Genomic DNA, 17,417 nt, shown 5'->3' on the forward strand with positions numbered 1-17,417 from the left:
TATGGTTACCTCAAATTTACCGGACTAAAAACGAAGAAGACTGTTGTATAAAATCGAAAAACCAACGAATGATAAAATGAAAATGTGGAATTAGCTGTGATTGATTCCAATACGATGATTGAGATAACGGCGTAAAGGTATCAACCAAAAAAAGGACTGCCGCAACAACTAAAATTCCACGTAGCACGCCAAAACAGACACCTAATATACGATCAGTACCTGATAATCCTGTTTTTTGGATTAATTGACCAATAATATAAGACACAATTGCACAAACTAATAATGTAGCAACAAAAAGAATAACAATCGCAACAGCAATGCGTATCACATCGCTATCAAAATAAGTTAAATAATCAGTAATATAGATATAAAATCGGCTGGAAATAAAAAAAGCTAAAATCCAGCTAATGAGTGATAATGCTTCTCGCACAAAACCTCGTACGATGCTAATTAATGCAGAAAAAGCAATCACACCAATAATAGTAAAATCAACCCAATTCATCATAATAACTCATAATTTTATATTAAAAATGTTTTATTTTAATTATTGTTTGCAACACAAATAGAACAGCGATTAATTAGCAACAATAATACCTTGCAATTTTGTTAGGTTATTTAAGTTAATAATGACTTGTTCTGCTTGCTCTTTTTTAGCATAAGGACCAACCTGTAACTTAATTAACTGATTAGGTTCTGGATTTTGAGGTAGAGTTCTAACGCTATAATTATTTAACCTTAACAACGCAACTAACTCTTCTATTTTTTGCTTATTTTTTAATGCTGTAAGCTGAATCATATAAGGTTTAGTTTCTTGTTGTGATGTTGCAGGTTTTATTGTTGTTGAGGTATCAACATCATCATCAATGTCAGCTAAAACTAATGTATTTGCATTTTGCTCTGAATCAGGTATGTAAGGAACTTCAGATACATTATTGGTCTCGTCATCAACAACATTGAATGGTGCTTCGTTCTGATTTTGTTGAGTCACACTTTCAGCCTGAAAAATAGGCGTTGTTGAAGTGCGCAAGTTGGATTTGTCCGTTATTATCCATGGAGCAATTGCTGCGATAATAAGCAATAATGTAGCAAAACCTACCAGCCGATTTCTTACTCTATTTTGTTTTTTTGAATTAATTTGTTGATTGTTCGCCATGATTAATTTCGCTTAACGCTCAATTTCAGCTAAAACATCAGATACAGTATGAAATGAGCCACATACCACAATAATATCTTCTTCTTTAGCCTCTTGTATTGCCTTTTGATAAGCTTTAGATACTGTATCAAATGTTGATACATCAAGCTCACCTTTATTTAACAAGTGTTGTTTTAACAACTCGGCACGACAACCTCGCTCACCATAAAGAGAAGCACAATACCACTTGTCACCTTTTAAAATGGATAAAGTACTTTTAATATCTTTATCCTTAAGCATACCAACAACAAATCTAACTTTACCAACATTTAAATATTCGGCTTTTAGTTTTTCTAATTGTTGAGTTAAATAAACTGCTGCGTGTGGATTATGTGCTACATCGAGGATCACAAGTGGTGATCTTTGAATAATTTGAAAACGGCCTGTTAAATTAGATTTTGCCAGCCCTTTAGTTATTTCGTCTTGTGTTATTTTAAGTGATGAATAACTTAAGGCGGCAATTGCAGTTGCAGCATTCGCTAAGGGAACATTGGTAATAGGTAAGCGGTTATATTGTTTTATTGGCGATTTAAACGACCATGAATCTTTGTTAACTTGTTGATAATACCAGTCACAATTTACCACATAAAGCGGGATTTTGACTGAGTTAGCCACTTTTAAAATGGATTTGGGCATTTCTGGTTCACCAACAATAGCAATACTTTTAGTTTTAAAAATACCTGCTTTTTCACGCCCGATGCTCTCACGAGTATCACCTAAATAATCAACATGATCGATACCAATAGTTGTCACGATAGCAATGTCGGCATCAACAATATTGGTTGCATCAAGCCGCCCGCCAAGACCAACTTCTAATATCACAACATCTAATTTTGTTTGTTTAAATTGATAAAGCGCAGCAAGGGTTGCATATTCGAAATAAGTCAGTGATATATCACCTCTGGCCTTTTCTATTTCGACAAAGGCTTTTACTGTCTCTTGTTCACTTGATTCTTGATTGTTAATGCGTACTCGTTCAGTAAAACGTAATAAATGAGGAGAACTATAAACACCAACTTGTAAGTTTGCCTCAAGCAATATCATTTCAAGTGTTCGGCAAGTTGTTCCTTTACCATTGGTGCCAGCAACAGTAAACACATATGGTGCTGGTTGTAATAAATTAAGATGCTGAGCTACCGTCCTTACGCGTTCTAAGCCTAAGTCAATGGTTGTGGGATGTAATTGCTCTAAATAACAAAGCCATGTCTTTAGATCTGACATGGCATTCGGCTGTTTGTTTTGCATACTCAATCAAACGGTCTCGTTAAGAGCAACATTATTAAAAGGATCAGGTAGTTTCATTAATTTTGTGATTAAACTTGCAATTTTAGATCGCATATCTTTACGATGAATAATCATATCTATTGCACCTTTTTCAAGTAAAAACTCACTACGTTGAAACCCTTCCGGCAATATTTCACGAACAGTTTGTTGAATCACTCGCGGCCCAGCAAAACCAATTAGTGCTTTAGGTTCAGCTATATTAATATCCCCCAGCATTGCCAAACTTGCTGATACCCCTCCCATTGTAGGATCGGTCATTACTGAAATATAAGGTAAACCTTCATCTTGCATTTTAGCAAGAATAGCACTGGTTTTTGCCATTTGCATTAATGAAAATAGCGCTTCTTGCATGCGCGCCCCACCACTTGTTGAAAAACAAATTAAAGGGCATTTATCTGCAATGGCTTGCTCTGCAGCACGAGTGAATAATGCACCAACAACAGAAGACATTGATCCACCAATAAACGCAAACTCAAAACAAGCTACCACGACAGGAACGCCAAACAATGTTCCCTTCATTACAACCATCGCTTCTTTTTCGTGAGTCTCTTTTTGTGCGGCAGTTAAACGATCTTTATATTTTTTAGTATCTTTAAATTTTAAGATATCTTTAGGCATAAGATCGGTACCGATTTCGACATCCGACCCCTCGTCTAAAAAACGATATAAACGCACACGGGCAGGAATATGCATATGGTGATCGCATTTTGGACAAACTTCCAAATTAAGATCAAGTTCAGCTTGATAAATGACTTGTTCACAGTTACTACATTTAGTCCAAACACCGCCTGGAATATTCGCCTTTTTATGATCCGACGATATATTATTTTTACTAAGAATTTTTTCAATCCAGCTCATTATGAATCTCTCATTCTGGCACTCTTTACAAATTTGGAGCTATTGTACAATACTTTGCACTAATTCTTAATAGTTGTTTTTATTTTTATCTTATTTTGTAAATCAATTTTGCAGAGGAAAGAATATTTAAATAAAAAATTTGAAGGTAATCTCTGCTTTTAAGACCAAATTTAAAACAATTCATGCACAACATAGCTGATACGTAAAATATCATCTGCAGCAAATCGCTTTATGCGGTTTAATCGTATTATAAAAGTGAATAAATCGATTAAATTTTTGTTTTCTATCTTTAGAATCTTCAAATATTTACTGATTATGCCACATCGCCATGAGAGGAGGTGTTTTTCCGCTTTTCCATTCATTTAAAGGCAAACGGTTTCGTGAATGTTTGATTGATACGCTGGTTATCACTCAATTTAATAAATACCATAAAGCCTCAATTAATCACGAAACGGTATAGAATCCTGAATATTTTTTACAAAAATATAACCTGAAAATTGAACATCACATCTTCACTCAATTACCTATCTCTTTCAGATTTTCTATCCATTTAAGGGCAAACGGTTTCATGAATATTTGATTGATACGCAGGTTATTACTCGATTTAATAAATACTGTGCAACCTCAATTAATCGCGAAACGGTATAGAATCCTGAATATTTTTTACAAAATATAACCTGAAAAGTGAACATCACATCTTCACTCAATTACCTATCTCTTTCAGCTTTTCCATTGATTTAAGGGCAAACGGTTTCATGAATATTTGATTGATACACTGGTTATTACTCGATTTAATAAATACTGTGCAACCTCAATTAATCGCGAAACGGTATAGAATCCTGAATATTTTTTACAAAAATCTAAAAAGAGAATATTTAACTTACTGTCTTAATTTATTTGCAGACATGTAATACCATAATTGACAGTTTTATAACGTTCTTTCTTACTAGATAAGGAAATGAACAGCTTCAATTGACCTTTCTTTGGCATATTATAAATAGTCAGATGAATGACCATAAAGCGTTTTGCCAAATTAGGCACGGTGATTTTTCTTTATGACGTAAGCGAAATATCGCTTATCTGTGAGAAAGCGTTGTTTTGTTTTTTTATGTTTATCCATTATCGTAGTTTCTCAAATTACAACAATGCGAGCAATTCCTACATATCATCTATGTTTAAAATATAATTAATATGACCTACAAAAATTATTAGTATATAATTGGTGAAAGTTTATTTTCCATTTTTGAGATAAGGGGTTATAGATGGACAAGGAAAAAGCAAGCGCATCATCATTTCAAGATGTATTAGAATATATTCGTCTATCACGTCGTTTAAATAAATTAAAGCGTGAAATATCGGATAATGAGAAAAAAATTCGTGATAACCAAAAACGCGTACTCTTACTTGAAAACTTAAGTGAATATATTAAACCAGATATGACTTACGAAGAGCTTCAAGCGATTATTGCGAATATGAAAAGTGATTATGATGATCGTGTTGATGATTATATTATCAAAAACGCGGAAATATCTAAAGAGCGCCGCGAAATTAGCAAAAAAATGCGTAGTTATCGATCTAATTAACATTGATTATTTTATAAATAGCGTCCATTTTATTATGGGCGCTATTTTTATAACTAAATCATCCGCCAGCTAGTTTTACTTTAAATCCTTTACCTTCTAGCAATGACTTTAATAAATCGCGTTTATCACCTTGAATTTCAATATTGCCATCTTTAAGCGAACCACCACATCCACAGCGTTTTTTTAATTCTGCGGCTAATTGTGATAATTGGGCATCATCAATATCGAATCCCGTAATAACACATACGCCTTTGCCCTTACGACCTGATGTTTGCCGTTGAATTCGAATAATACCATCCCCTTTAGGACGCGAGATGACCGGTTCAGTAGGTTTAATTCGTCCTTTATCGGTTGAATAAACAAGTGGATTACCAGACATAATTTAATTAACTCTTACTTGGTTCAAGTGTTGCTAAAATTGTTTGTAACGCGTTAGCCGGATCTTGTGATTGCGTAATCGGGCGTCCAATCACTAAATAATCAGAACCGGCTGCCTGAGCTCGCTGAGGCGTCATAATACGACGTTGGTCATCCGGATTGGTACCTGCTGGTCTTATACCTGGTGTGACCAATTTAAAATCACCGCCTAAACGTGTTCTAAAACTTTGTACTTCTTTAGCTGAACATACCACACCGTCAAGCCCACAGTTTTTAGCAAGTATTGCCAGTCTTGTCGCTTGTTCTAAAGGCGATACATTGATACCAATGTCTTGAAGATCAGTTGATTCCATACTGGTTAATACTGTCACAGCGATCAAAATTGGCGCATCTTTACCGTACGAATAAAGCGCATCTTTAGCTGCTGTCATCATTCGCGAACCACCGCTAGCATGAACATTTGTCATCCAAACACCAAGGTCAGCTGCTGCGGCAACTGCTTTTGCGACAGTATTTGGAATATCATGAAATTTAAGATCTAAAAAAACATCAAAACCTTTTTGCATAATCTGTTTAATAAAATCAGGCCCTGCATGCGTAAAAAGCTCTTTACCGATTTTAAGACGGCAATCTTTTGGATCAACTTTATCAATAAAATTCCATGCTGATTTAACATCCGCAAAATCAACTGCAACAATAATTGGTGATGATGATGACATAACTCATTTATTCCTTTTAATCAAAATTTGTTAGCTATTTTTTCTAATAAATTCATTTAAATCAGCATAAAAAATGCGAGCACTTTCTTTGTAGCCTTTTAAAGTTTGGTGCACTAAATCAGGACGAGCCAATCCTCGTTGTCGCCACTGTTTAATGGAAAACTTACCCCCCATCGCAACTTGCCAATCCCAAAATAATGTTTTTTCGGATTTGGCAACTTGTTTTTGAATATTCATTATTTTTGCAAAAGACTTTGGCATATTTTTTTCATTTGCCATAGTGTCAGGTGGCGTCATTATTAAAATGGCCGCATTAGGTAAATTTTTACGAATCAACCTGATATTACTCACTAAATTTTTTCGGTATTGATTGGCGTCTAATGTTTCATCAAAACTTTCATTTGTCCCATATTCTAAAATTACTAAATCACTTTGTGATACAGCAAGTTCTTTAAACCAATCCTTCCCCCACTTTTGCCAAATCGTTTGTTTAGCACCATTAGTAGCAATAGATGAAACAATAACGCCGGATTGTTGATTGCGCGTTAACCAAATTCCACCCAGCTCCACATCTTTTTGACCTTTTATAACTAAAGGCATTTTAGTCACAACCGATGCAGTTTGCCAAACATTTGGGGTTGGCGTATAGCTTAAATTAATTTTTTTATCATTTATATCATAAAGCGCTAGCGATCTTGAGTTGTTTTTAAGTGTCTTGAAAGTTAATTTAATTTGCCAATCTTTATTATTCGATCCTCTTGGAACAATTTGAATAGTAGCCGAATCTTTACTGGGTTTTGCAATAAAGCCGCCCATAGGAAAATCCAGGTTACTTAACGTTCGGCTACTTAGCACATCCCAATTCCTAGATTTCCATGTAACAACCGCATGACTTTGTCCTTTTATAGCGACAGGCGTTATCCAACCAATACCGGCGTTACCATATTTTTGTTGCATTAATGTTCTAAATTCACCAGTAAAGAAATCGGCTGCCGAATGCGAATCACCAAATTGTGTAATATTGACGACTTGATTTGTTTTTTTGTTATCGGCTAGCGATTTTAAACGCGTAGCGAATTTTTTGGCGTTAGGATCTCCAAAATCAATAATAGTAGATACTGTGGTCGTTTTACTTTCCGCCACACTGCACCCAACCGTAATCGCTATGGCAATTACGGCTGTAATATATTTTAAAAATCTAATCATTATGGGTATCCTCTAATTCTTTATAAATTATTTTTTCCATAATAGCCTTTGCCAAAATTTTTTGGCCTATTGACGTAAAATGGACCCCATCATCAACCCTTACTTTAATTTTTGCTTTATCGGTTTCTATAAAATTACTAAATTTTTCGTATGTACAACCCAGTAATTCGTTTGTTGTTAAAAAATGTTGTTGAACTTTTTCTAGCTCCGACTCATACAAATTATTTAGGTAAACCATCCCATTGTTTAATTTTGGTTTTCGCATACAAGGTGCTGCAAGCCAAAGTACTTGAACATCATGTTCAATGGCGCTATTTAAAATAGACTCAATACGTAAACGATAATGTTCTTCCCATAATTCGGATTTAAATTTAGCATATTTGACATAGCCTTTAACTGGAAAATCCCAAGGATCATTAGCGCCAAGAAAAACAACAAGCAATTTGATTGAAGGATCGGCAATTAGATTATCATTAATTGTTTTTGGCCAATCAAAAGCGCTTGGATAAGCAAGTCCTGTGCTCTGTTTGCTTAAGTCAAGGCTTTCTATTTTATATTGCTTAAAAAGCATTTTTTTAACATATGGTGCAACGCCTTGCATTAAAGAATCACCAGCAAAGAACACTTTATCATTACTTGTTAATACAATCGGTAATGGCTCATGGGGTAGTTCAATATCCCCTTGTATTTTTTTAGGTTCATCTTGTAATGCTAGCTCGGCTTTGGGCTTATTGTGATCGACGAAATCAGAATAATTTTTTAAATCAGGGCCCATCAAGCTATTTTCAGTATCGACTTTTTGATCGCTTTTTACTTCGGCAGTATTTTTATTTTGTTTTATATCTTCAAGCTCAGTGATGGCTAATTTAGATGTTTTATTTTCGGTGACAGGCAACATAGCATCAAACGGCCTAGTAAACGGGATTGATGTGTGTGTTGATGCATATTTTTGCTCGTCACTTTTGCTGTCTTCAAGCTCTTGTGTTGAAGTTTCTTGAATCGCTAACGTGTCACTATTAAACAAATCGGTATGATACACTTGCTCGCCATAAATCAATATTGATTTGTAATAAATCGCTATTAATGCAATGGCGGTAACAAACAATATCACCAATATATAACGAGCAGATAAAGGTTTATTTGCAAGAATAGGAGAAGTACTTACTTTGTTAGTTTTTTTATGATCTTTTTTAAGCGTATTTTTATTTAGCGATTTATGACGTTGCCGCTTCAAATTCGATTTGGATTTTCTATTATTTTTTGAACACGATTTTTTATATATCATCATAATTAAGCGTTATTAAAAATTAGCATAAATAAAGTTTGGCATACCTGATGGTGCAATATAAATAACTAACCACAAAATTAAAATAAAGACCATTGGTAAATAACAATGCGGTATTTTTGTTAGCTGTATAATAAACCACTCAGGAAAATTTTTACACATTGGATAGGCAAAGTAGATGAAACAAATAACCAAAAATGCCCCTGCATAGTGCGGTTCTATCAGAAAGTTATGCATTAATGCAGTCAAATAATCAACTGCATCAGACAAACTTTCACAATTAAAAAATAGCCATGTAAAACAAATATAATGCCATGTTAATAATCGTGCAACCAGTGGCGAGCGTGCTGTTACCCAGCCTTGTCCAAAATAACGATCGCCGATATTAAGTGCCACTGTACCAATACCATGACAGGCCCCCCAAATAATAAAATTAATACCAGCACCATGCCATAATCCTGATAGCAACATAGCTAACATGACATTAATCTGAGTTCGTATAAACCCACGACGATTACCACCGAGAGGAATATAAATATAGTCACGAATCCAACGTGATAAGCTAATATGCCAGCGAGCCCAAAAATCTCTTAAATTCAATGCCAAGTAAGGAAAATTAAAGTTAATTGGCAAGCGAAATCCTAACAATAACGCAATACCTGTAACTAAATCAGTATATCCCGAAAAATTTAAATAAATTTGCATTGCATAAGCATAAAGCCCCACTAACAAATCAATCACACTAAATTCTAACGGATTGGCAAATATTGGATTAACCCAGTGTTCACTAATAAGTCCGCCTAGACAATAAACCTTAATCACAGCCAAGATAAGCAACGTAAAGGCACGAATTGGTTCTAAAATTTCACGGGGCTGAGTTATGTTAATTTGCGGCAAAAAGTCTTTAGCACGGTTAATTGGGCCGGCAATTACACTTGGGAAAAAAGACAAAAATAAGGCAAAATCCCAAAATTTAGCAACGGGTAGCTCTTTCTTTTTTACCGAAACTAAGTAACTTACCGAATGGAAAGTATAAAAGGAGATGCCGATAGGTATTAATACGGTTATAACTGGTAATAAAATAGGCAAATTGAAGAAGTTAAGCAGATCTTGCAACTCATAACGAAAGAAATCAAAATATTTAAATAATGCAAGATTAACGATTGATACACATAACCCCAAAAATAGCCATCGCTTTGCATGCCGATTCGATGCTGCAATCATCACTGAAAATAAATAGATCGCACAAGTATAGATAAAAAGGATAAGTGCAAATTGCCAGCTATAACTACCAACAATGAGATAACTTGATACTAAAAGTAGGATATTTTGTATTTTAGGCGATCGGTAACATCCCCAATACAAGGCAAAGAAAGCGATAAAGAGTAAACCAAATTCAATAGATAAATAACTCACTACGATCCTTTTTTACTTAAACGTATGGTTTCCTGAAACTTCTTTACAAAACCCTTTATAAAAAGACTTAGCTTTTTACTTCGCTAATTAATTCGGATTGAGCAAGTACATTATAAATAATAAGTTCCTTATTCAATCCAGTAATCGTTAACAACTGATTTCTTGCTTGCAACCATAGATGATAAAGCGCAGAAATCTTTTCATTACTTTTAGTCGCAAGTAGCCGAATTAATGGGACTTGATCACGATTCACAATAAAACGCCCAACTTTTTGCTTCGCTTTCAGCGCATCGCTTAACAAGGCACAAAACCAAACAATTCGTTCAATAAAGTCTTCATTATCAAAAGTTTTAGCTAGCTGCCAATAATTATTTTGTGGTACCAGTTCTAATAGATGATCACAAAATGCTTTTCGTTGTTGCCACTTTTCTGGTGCTAATAGTGCAGCCGCTTTTAGTGGCGCATTTTCGCTCAATAATAACGCCGAAGCAAGCTCATTATCGCTGTATTGCTGATTTTGTTTGCTTTTTAGCCATTCAATCGACTGCTGTAATTCAGGAACAGGTAAAAAATAAGAAAAACAACGACTATGGATCGTTGGTAACAATTGGCTATTATGCTCATCACTTAAAATAAAGTAGGTACTTTCTGGCGGTTCTTCTAACGTTTTTAGTAATGCATTGGCAGCAGCTTCGGTCATTAAAGCTGCCCGTTTTATCCAAATGACTTTATTGCCACCTTGCTGGGATTTTTCGTAAACCTTGCTTGATATATTACGTATTTGATCAATACCTATTGACTGTTTTCCTTGTTCATTGGTTATTACATAATAATCGGGATGGTGGTGAGACAAAAACAGTTGACAACTATGGCATTTTAAGCACGGTTCCAATTGAGGTGAAGATTGACATAATAAACGGTTTACAAGCGTTGAACCAAACTCATCTTCACCACTGCCTTGAACATAATGTATTAATAAGGCATGATGAGCTCGTTTATGCATAATGCCAGTAGCTAATTGCTGATAAGGTAAGGAAAGCCAAGGATAGTCATTTAAGATCATGCAATATTACCCTGTTTTGTTAACCATGTTGTTAAAATTTGTTCAATTTGCTTAGTCACATTGTCGATTGGTTTTCCCGCATCAACAGTAATAATTGTTTTATCTTGCTTGGCAAGTTCTAAATAGCGTTGACGAATTCGTTTAAAAAATGGCAATGATTGTTGCTCAATGCGATCAAGCTCACCTCGAGATCTTGCTCGCATTAAACCAATTTCAGGATCGATATCCAAATATAAGGTAAGATCAGGTTTAAAATGACCTAATACTTGCTCCTTTAATGTCGTAATAAAGACTTTATCTAACTGTCGCCCACCGCCTTGATAAGCTTGCGTGGATAAGTCATGGCGATCGCCAATCACCCATTTACCAGCTTTAAGTGCAGGTTTAATCACATTATCAATCAACTGAATGCGTGCAGCATATAACATTAACAATTCGGCTTTATCTGTCAAAGGCTCATTATCTAAACCATTTTTAATAATATTACGTAATGCTTCAGCTATCGGCGTTCCACCTGGCTCACGTGTAAATTGCAAATCACCAATATCGTGTTGATTCAAAATGCGAGCAACAGTATTAATAGCCGTTGTTTTACCCGCCCCTTCAAGCCCTTCGATGACAATAAATTTGCCTGTCATACTAAATTCCTAATCTATTTATGATACGCCTGTGTTAAATACCGCGCTATTGTACGCTATTTTTGTCCATTATTTTAGCCTGCTATTATTAATACATACTTTCAGTTTTACAAAATAAATAAAAATTACCAATAAATGCCAAAGCACAAGTCACAACAAAAAACATGCCGTTAGACTATTATTTTATTATTTTCATAATAAAGATTTTATTAAATAAATAATTAATACAGTTATTACCAAATTTTAGATGTTTAATGAAGTAACTAATAAAATCACCTAATAAAACCATTGATTGATTTATTTATTTTTTATGTGTAACAGACTTATATATGCCAGTAAAAAATATGATAGATAGATGGGTAGATAAATAAAATATATATTTAATAGCCTAATTAATTATATAGAAGTTAGTTTATCCTTGTGTATACAAGGAACACATCATAAAGAAAAATGATTGCAAACTTGATTACACGCGGTTATTTTCTGCAAGATATTTTTTACCATCTAAAACGTAATGAAAAATTTGAAACATCTTTGTTTAATTTTTATAAATTAATTAGAAGTGGACGCTATCCACTACTAGATAGCGCATTGAAGACGAAAAAAGAAGAAAATAAAACCAACAAACTTTAATCTATACCATGATTCAATTTATTAACTATCCAAACTCTCAGTTTTTTCCCCTTTGATCTAGATGAAAAAACCCAATATCCTTTGTATTCCGCTGGAACAGTGACTGATATAAAATATCGTTGAGATGCGGGAATATCGTTATGTAACAATACATCCTGATTGCAATCAAATTCAATATCTGAGTTTAATTTGTTAATAATCCAATTCGCTAGTGTTAAGTTGTTCTTTTTTGCTTCTTTGCTCCACTTCGACTTTGTTTTAAAAGTAACAGCAAATTTAACGATAGTAGTTTTCATAAAAAGCTCCCTATATTAAAAAAAGTAACTATTGATAAATAAATAGTTAATTTCTCGTATACATGTTATATAGAAAATTAGTTTCTACCGAATATGATAGTTTCAAAATATTGTTCAACAGTATTACGATCATTACTTGATAATGATTTAAAAAATTCCAGTTTATCCCTGTGTATACAGGGAACACACAATAAAAGGAACCCTCTATTTAGATCGTAACGGTTTATCCCTGTGTATACAGGGAACACGATGATGTGGTTTTAACTGGTTACATTGAAGCCGGTTTATCCCTGTGTATACAGGGAACACGAGTATCAAAGATCGGTATTCCGATTATTTTGTGGTTTATCCCTGTGTATACAGGGAACACGGATTTACGGAGTCATGGTGTGACTATGTTAACGGTTTATCCCTGTGTATACAGGGAACACTCTAAACATAGCTATTTGTTTTATTTATAATTATATCGACTGAAAAATTCTACCAGATTTTTTAAATTTTTAAATAGCTTTAAGTTATTGATTTTTAACAGGAAAAAAGAGACCAGCCGTAGTCCATCTAGATCTACCGGAACTCTTCTATTTGTACCATAAGTTTGGAAGTCAAATCCGGATTCGGTATTCGTTGCCCAAGCAAGTACTACATTGCCTTCCTCTGCTAATTCCATTATCTGTTGCCATACCATTTCTCTAATTGGTCTGGAGATATCACCAATGTAAACCCCGGCTCTCACTTCTAACAACCAAATAGCTAAACGCCCCCTTAGTCTGGGTGGTACATTTTCGGTCACAACCACACACATACTCATAATTAGTGACTCCTAAAGCCACTATCGGCAAGCGATTTAGGTTCTGGAATAGCTGGAGGCTGAACATCGTCAGGTGGTAATGGCGGTTCAATGCCTCCGGCTGATAAGACATCTTCAATCAGTGGGATTAATTTAGCTAATGTCTTTTGACTTCTAAAAATTTCACGGCATGCAATACGTACTTCGCGATCAGGATCAGGGATTTTTTTAGCGGCTATTTCAAATGCTTTGGGCACAACCGTATCAAATTTAATAATATCTGCTATGTCATAAACAAAAGAGAGTGGCTTTCCGCTATGCACAAAACCAATCGCTGGCGCATAGCCGGCAGCCAAAATCGCAGCTTCAGTGATACCATATAAGCAAGATGTTGCGGCACTAATGCACTGATTGACTTTATCGCCTTTTTCCCAATCTTTAGGATCATACTTTCGACCATGCCATTTCACATGATAGCGTTTAGCTAATAATGAATAGGTTTCGCGTACACGTGCTCCTTCTATACCTCGAAGCTGATCAACCGAACGTCTAGTTGGTGCTGGCTCGCCAAAACGCAGTTCAAACATCCTTTTGACGACTTTTAAACGTAAATCATCATCTAACGCTAATTTTGCTTGATAAAGTAGCTTATCCGATCTCGCTCCGCCGGGCTGTCCAGATGAATACATTCGAACACCGGCTTCACCAACCCAAACAAGCAATGTTCCTACCGTTGCAGCTAATTTGACAGCAGCATGAGAGACTCTTGTGCCGGGTTCCAGCATAATACAAGCAATAGAACCAACGGGAATATGGGTTCTAACACCTGTTTTATCAATCAGTACAAATGCACCATCTAACACATCAATTTGTCCATATTGTAAAAATATCATTGATGTTCTATTTTTGAGCGGGATGGGATTAAGCGGAACATATACCATGTTATGTTCCCTATTGATAACGTTTAATCAAGAATAATCCGCAACCAAATCCTTTACTTTTACCAATTCCTTGATAGAGCGTATCTAAAAACAGTTCAGGATGAGTGACCGTTAACATCCCTTGAAAATCAACACTACTAAAAGTAATAGGTTTAGCATCTACTTTCTTTTTAAATCGATGTTGATAATAACCAATAATATTACATTTAGGTTGTTGCCCTGCATTTTGCATAAGTGAAAATCCTCTTTTTTCACCTTGATTAACTAACCAATTTAATGCGGCTTGATTCTGTAACCCATTTATCTCTATTGACGAGGATAGTCCTTGCTGTTTTGCCAAAAATTTGGCATTCATCATCACATCACTGCGTTTACCATTTTTTAAAATAATAGGATTAGCGCGCAGTGAAAACATTAAATTCATACCGATGGTTAATTGTGGTGCATAGGGTTTTGTTTCAACAATAAATAATTGATGATCTTTTATCGGTGCAACCTCAGATAACAGATAGTAGTATCTACTTTGTCTTGTTGCTTCTTCGCGAAACAAAAATGTCCGTTTTTCTTGATTAGGAAAAAGTTGCCATAACCATTGATGAATCGCATATTGACCAGCATACTGCATCTTTTGCTGCATGACATAAGGGAGGCGATCTAGTTTTAGGGTAACTCGAGAAAAATACATCTATTCGCTCCTTTTTAAATATCCTGAATATTGCAGGCGTGGTTCAAAATACCAATGATTACGGTTTATTGGTTGATCTTGCCGGCGCTGAATTTTTATTATTTCAAAATCGGCATCTTGATCTTTATGTTCCCAATAATATTCATCAGCAACACTGTTTAACAAATCGCTAATGACAGGATCGCGTTGATGATATTGTTGATAATGTTTATCAGCAAAAATAAATGCATCACAAAGCGTTCCTTCGTAGAGAACAGGGGATAAAGGCAGTGCCAATGGCGAGTTTTTTCTACCTACATATAATGGAAAAACTGGCGTTAATAATGCTTGTTGTATTTGCTGCACACTGTAGGGAGCACCTTTGGTTTCTGTCATCACAATTTGATAATAAATGTCGTTATAATATTCACGCTGTGAAAGTAGGGTTTCTAACTCATTAGGATTGCGACGAATTTCATCAAAACGGGTATATAATAACTGCTTTTTATTTGCTCTGGGGACTTGGACAGTTTGAAAATCTCTAAACCAACTGCTGTTTGCTTTAAATGGGCGTATCGCAAAATTATAGTGTTGATTAAACGTATCGATTTTATTGTCTTCACGCCGAATACCTAATGCCGCCGCCACTAGCCCTAATAAAGCCGAGCGAGAAGGAATATCATTACTATGGCGAACCTCGCCAATGGCATGCTCTCCCCACGATGTCAATGGTGCATAAATCTGGAAGATAAGATGTTTTATCATCTCGACGGCTCCTTATTTTTGGGCAACAAAATCTAATGCAGCGGTTAAGGTTCCTTTTCCTGTTTCAGTATTGAGTACGTAGCGACTATCGGCACATTGACCATATACCTTATCAAATTTATCAAGCTGTTGTTCTAAACGCGCAATCGCATCATTAACCATATCTTCGCTACGAATTGGATTAAAATAAGCAACAGCTAACGAGCGTGGTTGTTGAACCCCTTTTTCAATCAATAAGTAAGAGGTATAAGCCCGTGATGCAAAACTATTTTGCATACCGGTTGGTGCTACTTTAGCCGCAGCTTCGGTTAAGGCTTTTAATGTTTTTTCAACCAATGCCTCATCGCCATTTAGGTTTTCTAACAATAACTCACGACTAATACAGATGTAAGTATAAAAAAGAGCTGAAGCAAAACCACGTTCACCTAAATGTGCTGAGCCGGCATCTTCCTCATTATTATTTAAATCATCCACTGCGGTAAAAAAGTCATCTTCAATGGTGACAGTACTAACTCCTAAAGCATGAGATACTTGGCAAGCAGCTTCAACATTAAATGCAGGACTATCAGCTAACATTCGCCCAAACAAAGCAATATCAATGCAGCTATTTTCTTTACGGAGTAATTTAACCTCGGTATCAGTCGGCTCACGATTTTCATTAATTAACACTTCTACTAATTGATCAATGGCTTGTTTTTCATTGCTACTAATATGCACCAATTGTTCAATATCTAAATTAGCCAAAGGATCTTTCGGTGATTTTTCATTTTTTACTTTGCCAAATTGTGCAGCAATTTTAATGGCGCTCGCTTTCGCAATTTTTTCCGAAATGCCTTGATCAAGCATATTTTTATAAACCCAATCTCGCGCAAATCGACGCGAACGCACGCCTAGATTGTCACTTAATGATTGATAAAAGTAATCCGAAGTTCGCCATGCTCTTTTTAAACTTTGCGATGAGATACGTAATCGGTCACTGTTGCCCATTTTTGCAGTTTTTGGTCGACCAAGTTCATCACGGTTTAAATTAGATGGCGCATAAGCAGTCAATAAGTGTAATTGAATAAATGTTGTCATTGTCGTTATTCCTTAGGTAATTTATTAGTCGAGTAGTAATCCATCGCCCAACGAACAGAAAGGCGTTCAAACGGATTGATAGTTGGAGATAAATTTTGTAGTCGATTATGCCACTCTCGCACCCACAAAAAAATGCCATCAGCAAGTGAAAAAAGATTTACCCCCTGTTCACCACGTAATTTGATAGCACGAATTAATCGTCGACAAAACTCTTCAGGTGTTTCACTGGTTTGTAATTGCTCAAAACGTAAAGGAGACATAATATTACGCTGTCCGCCTTTTGCCTTTTCGCTTAATTGTGCAGCAAAAGGGGCTTTCTCATTATTAGCGCTCACAAAAGCAGCAACCGCAACAAATATTGCTAATGCCTGCTGATGAACAGGGGTTGGTGTTAATCTGTGAGTATCGTTAAATAGTACGTTGGCTAAACAAAAATACCCTTCATGTAACATAACCCCAAAAGGTAATGTCGCTCGACGTAGTTCAGCTCGTAATTTTCGCCCATTATAAGTACCGCCATAAAAAGGATATGATCTTTGTTGCAGCATTGAAAACCATTCATTAATACATTTTTTGTGGCTTTCATTTAATATAATTGTCTTTTTAATAAGATTGTTTGACATACTGTTCTC

18 protein-coding genes, 1 pseudogene and 1 CRISPR repeat array are annotated in these 17,417 nt (G+C 35.3%); of the genes and pseudogenes, 1 reads left to right on the forward strand and 18 read right to left on the reverse strand.

The genetic code is table 11. The features are described 5' to 3' along the window. Positions 1–16 precede the first annotated feature (16 nt). The 4 genes from ACYIAL_RS06465 to accD form a co-directional block, all read right to left on the reverse strand. Positions 17–502: a CvpA family protein gene (locus tag ACYIAL_RS06465; RefSeq protein WP_483747557.1), complete on the reverse strand. Its 486-nt coding sequence runs from the start codon at positions 500–502 to the stop codon at positions 17–19. A 72-nt stretch (positions 503–574) separates the two neighbouring features. Then, the gene (locus ACYIAL_RS06470) at positions 575–1,153 is read right to left on the reverse strand and encodes an SPOR domain-containing protein (protein WP_483751254.1); all 579 of its coding nucleotides are present in this window, start codon (positions 1,151–1,153) and stop codon (positions 575–577) included. A gap of 12 nt (positions 1,154–1,165) precedes the next feature. Next, a complete protein-coding gene (gene folC / locus ACYIAL_RS06475) occupies positions 1,166–2,437 on the reverse strand; it encodes a bifunctional tetrahydrofolate synthase/dihydrofolate synthase (RefSeq protein ID WP_483751255.1) in 1,272 nt (423 codons plus the stop codon). 6 nt (positions 2,438–2,443) lie between these two features. After that, positions 2,444–3,334, reverse strand: a complete 891-nt coding sequence (gene accD, locus ACYIAL_RS06480) for an acetyl-CoA carboxylase, carboxyltransferase subunit beta (protein ID WP_483751256.1) — start codon at positions 3,332–3,334, stop codon at positions 2,444–2,446. A gap of 1,262 nt (positions 3,335–4,596) precedes the next feature. On the opposite strand from accD, the gene tmaR reads away from it, so the two are divergent. Continuing rightward, the gene (gene tmaR, locus ACYIAL_RS06485; RefSeq protein WP_065639049.1) at positions 4,597–4,917 is read left to right on the forward strand and encodes a PTS system regulator TmaR; all 321 of its coding nucleotides are present in this window, start codon (positions 4,597–4,599) and stop codon (positions 4,915–4,917) included. 58 nt (positions 4,918–4,975) lie between these two features. Here the strand turns inward: tmaR and yciH are convergent, their stop codons facing one another. The 14 genes and pseudogenes from yciH to casB all read right to left on the reverse strand — a co-directional run bounded on the left by yciH (position 4,976) and on the right by casB (position 17,408). Continuing rightward, positions 4,976–5,299, reverse strand: a complete 324-nt coding sequence (yciH, locus tag ACYIAL_RS06490; RefSeq protein WP_174796751.1) for a stress response translation initiation inhibitor YciH — start codon at positions 5,297–5,299, stop codon at positions 4,976–4,978. 4 nt (positions 5,300–5,303) lie between these two features. Beyond that, positions 5,304–6,014 (reverse strand): orotidine-5'-phosphate decarboxylase, encoded by a 711-nt coding sequence (gene pyrF, locus ACYIAL_RS06495; protein ID WP_483747888.1) that lies wholly within the window; start codon positions 6,012–6,014, stop codon positions 5,304–5,306. 30 nt (positions 6,015–6,044) lie between these two features. Further along, positions 6,045–7,220 (reverse strand): GDSL-type esterase/lipase family protein, encoded by a 1,176-nt coding sequence (locus ACYIAL_RS06500; RefSeq protein WP_174796696.1) that lies wholly within the window; start codon positions 7,218–7,220, stop codon positions 6,045–6,047. Beyond that, positions 7,213–8,454 carry an SGNH/GDSL hydrolase family protein gene (locus ACYIAL_RS06505; RefSeq protein ID WP_483751257.1) on the reverse strand — a complete coding sequence of 414 codons (1,242 nt, stop codon included), beginning with the start codon at positions 8,452–8,454 and terminating at the stop codon, positions 7,213–7,215. Before ACYIAL_RS06505 ends, ACYIAL_RS06500 begins: the two co-directional genes overlap by 8 nt. Before the next feature lie 66 nt (positions 8,455–8,520). Beyond that, positions 8,521–9,921, reverse strand: a complete 1,401-nt coding sequence (locus ACYIAL_RS06510; protein WP_483751258.1) for an MBOAT family O-acyltransferase — start codon at positions 9,919–9,921, stop codon at positions 8,521–8,523. Positions 9,922–9,988: 67 nt separating this feature from the next. After that, complete coding sequence (gene holB, locus ACYIAL_RS06515; RefSeq protein ID WP_483751259.1) at positions 9,989–10,984, reverse strand: DNA polymerase III subunit delta'; 996 nt, start codon at positions 10,982–10,984, stop codon at positions 9,989–9,991. After that, positions 10,981–11,622 carry a dTMP kinase gene (gene tmk / locus ACYIAL_RS06520; RefSeq protein ID WP_483751260.1) on the reverse strand — a complete coding sequence of 214 codons (642 nt, stop codon included), beginning with the start codon at positions 11,620–11,622 and terminating at the stop codon, positions 10,981–10,983. Before tmk ends, holB begins: the two co-directional genes overlap by 4 nt. Before the next feature lie 629 nt (positions 11,623–12,251). After that, positions 12,252–12,551, reverse strand: coding sequence for a hypothetical protein (locus ACYIAL_RS06525; protein WP_174796701.1), 300 nt, complete (start codon positions 12,549–12,551; stop codon positions 12,252–12,254). A gap of 160 nt (positions 12,552–12,711) precedes the next feature. Continuing rightward, a CRISPR array of direct repeats spans positions 12,712–12,982; the repeat unit is 27 nt; unit sequence GTTTATCCCTGTGTATACAGGGAACAC. Positions 12,983–13,066: 84 nt separating this feature from the next. Next, a pseudogene (gene cas2e / locus ACYIAL_RS06530) lies at positions 13,067–13,359 on the reverse strand (type I-E CRISPR-associated endoribonuclease Cas2e). Between the two features lie 2 nt (positions 13,360–13,361). Continuing rightward, a complete protein-coding gene (gene cas1e, locus ACYIAL_RS06535; RefSeq protein ID WP_483751261.1) occupies positions 13,362–14,279 on the reverse strand; it encodes a type I-E CRISPR-associated endonuclease Cas1e in 918 nt (305 codons plus the stop codon). 10 nt (positions 14,280–14,289) lie between these two features. Next, positions 14,290–14,964, reverse strand: a complete 675-nt coding sequence (gene cas6e / locus ACYIAL_RS06540) for a type I-E CRISPR-associated protein Cas6/Cse3/CasE (RefSeq protein WP_483751262.1) — start codon at positions 14,962–14,964, stop codon at positions 14,290–14,292. Beyond that, positions 14,965–15,708, reverse strand: a complete 744-nt coding sequence (gene cas5e, locus ACYIAL_RS06545; protein WP_483751263.1) for a type I-E CRISPR-associated protein Cas5/CasD — start codon at positions 15,706–15,708, stop codon at positions 14,965–14,967. A gap of 12 nt (positions 15,709–15,720) precedes the next feature. Continuing rightward, positions 15,721–16,785 (reverse strand): type I-E CRISPR-associated protein Cas7/Cse4/CasC, encoded by a 1,065-nt coding sequence (cas7e, locus tag ACYIAL_RS06550; RefSeq protein ID WP_483751264.1) that lies wholly within the window; start codon positions 16,783–16,785, stop codon positions 15,721–15,723. 5 nt (positions 16,786–16,790) lie between these two features. Then, entirely contained in the window at positions 16,791–17,408 is a 618-nt protein-coding gene (casB, locus tag ACYIAL_RS06555) for a type I-E CRISPR-associated protein Cse2/CasB (protein WP_483751265.1), read from the reverse strand. Between the last annotated feature and the right edge of the window lie 9 nt (positions 17,409–17,417).

The sequence above is a fragment of the Gilliamella sp. X-57 genome, from assembly GCF_057063565.1.

Excerpts from the sequence above, each read along its gene's own strand:
- tmaR (WP_065639049.1), top strand. The coding sequence starts at position 4,597 with ATGGACAAGGAAAAAGCAAGCGCATCATCATTTCAAGATGTATTAGAA.
- tmk (WP_483751260.1), bottom strand. The coding sequence starts at position 11,622 with ATGACAGGCAAATTTATTGTCATCGAAGGGCTTGAAGGGGCGGGTAAA.
- ACYIAL_RS06465 (WP_483747557.1), bottom strand. The coding sequence starts at position 502 with ATGAATTGGGTTGATTTTACTATTATTGGTGTGATTGCTTTTTCTGCA.
- ACYIAL_RS06500 (WP_174796696.1), bottom strand. The coding sequence starts at position 7,220 with ATGATTAGATTTTTAAAATATATTACAGCCGTAATTGCCATAGCGATT.
- ACYIAL_RS06470 (WP_483751254.1), bottom strand. The coding sequence starts at position 1,153 with ATGGCGAACAATCAACAAATTAATTCAAAAAAACAAAATAGAGTAAGA.
- holB (WP_483751259.1), bottom strand. The coding sequence starts at position 10,984 with ATGATCTTAAATGACTATCCTTGGCTTTCCTTACCTTATCAGCAATTA.
- cas6e (WP_483751262.1), bottom strand. The coding sequence starts at position 14,964 with ATGTATTTTTCTCGAGTTACCCTAAAACTAGATCGCCTCCCTTATGTC.
- ACYIAL_RS06525 (WP_174796701.1), bottom strand. The coding sequence starts at position 12,551 with ATGAAAACTACTATCGTTAAATTTGCTGTTACTTTTAAAACAAAGTCG.
- pyrF (WP_483747888.1), bottom strand. The coding sequence starts at position 6,014 with ATGTCATCATCATCACCAATTATTGTTGCAGTTGATTTTGCGGATGTT.
- casB (WP_483751265.1), bottom strand. The coding sequence starts at position 17,408 with ATGTCAAACAATCTTATTAAAAAGACAATTATATTAAATGAAAGCCAC.
- accD (WP_483751256.1), bottom strand. The coding sequence starts at position 3,334 with ATGAGCTGGATTGAAAAAATTCTTAGTAAAAATAATATATCGTCGGAT.
- cas7e (WP_483751264.1), bottom strand. The coding sequence starts at position 16,785 with ATGACAACATTTATTCAATTACACTTATTGACTGCTTATGCGCCATCT.
- folC (WP_483751255.1), bottom strand. The coding sequence starts at position 2,437 with ATGCAAAACAAACAGCCGAATGCCATGTCAGATCTAAAGACATGGCTT.
- cas5e (WP_483751263.1), bottom strand. The coding sequence starts at position 15,708 with ATGATAAAACATCTTATCTTCCAGATTTATGCACCATTGACATCGTGG.
- cas1e (WP_483751261.1), bottom strand. The coding sequence starts at position 14,279 with ATGGTATATGTTCCGCTTAATCCCATCCCGCTCAAAAATAGAACATCA.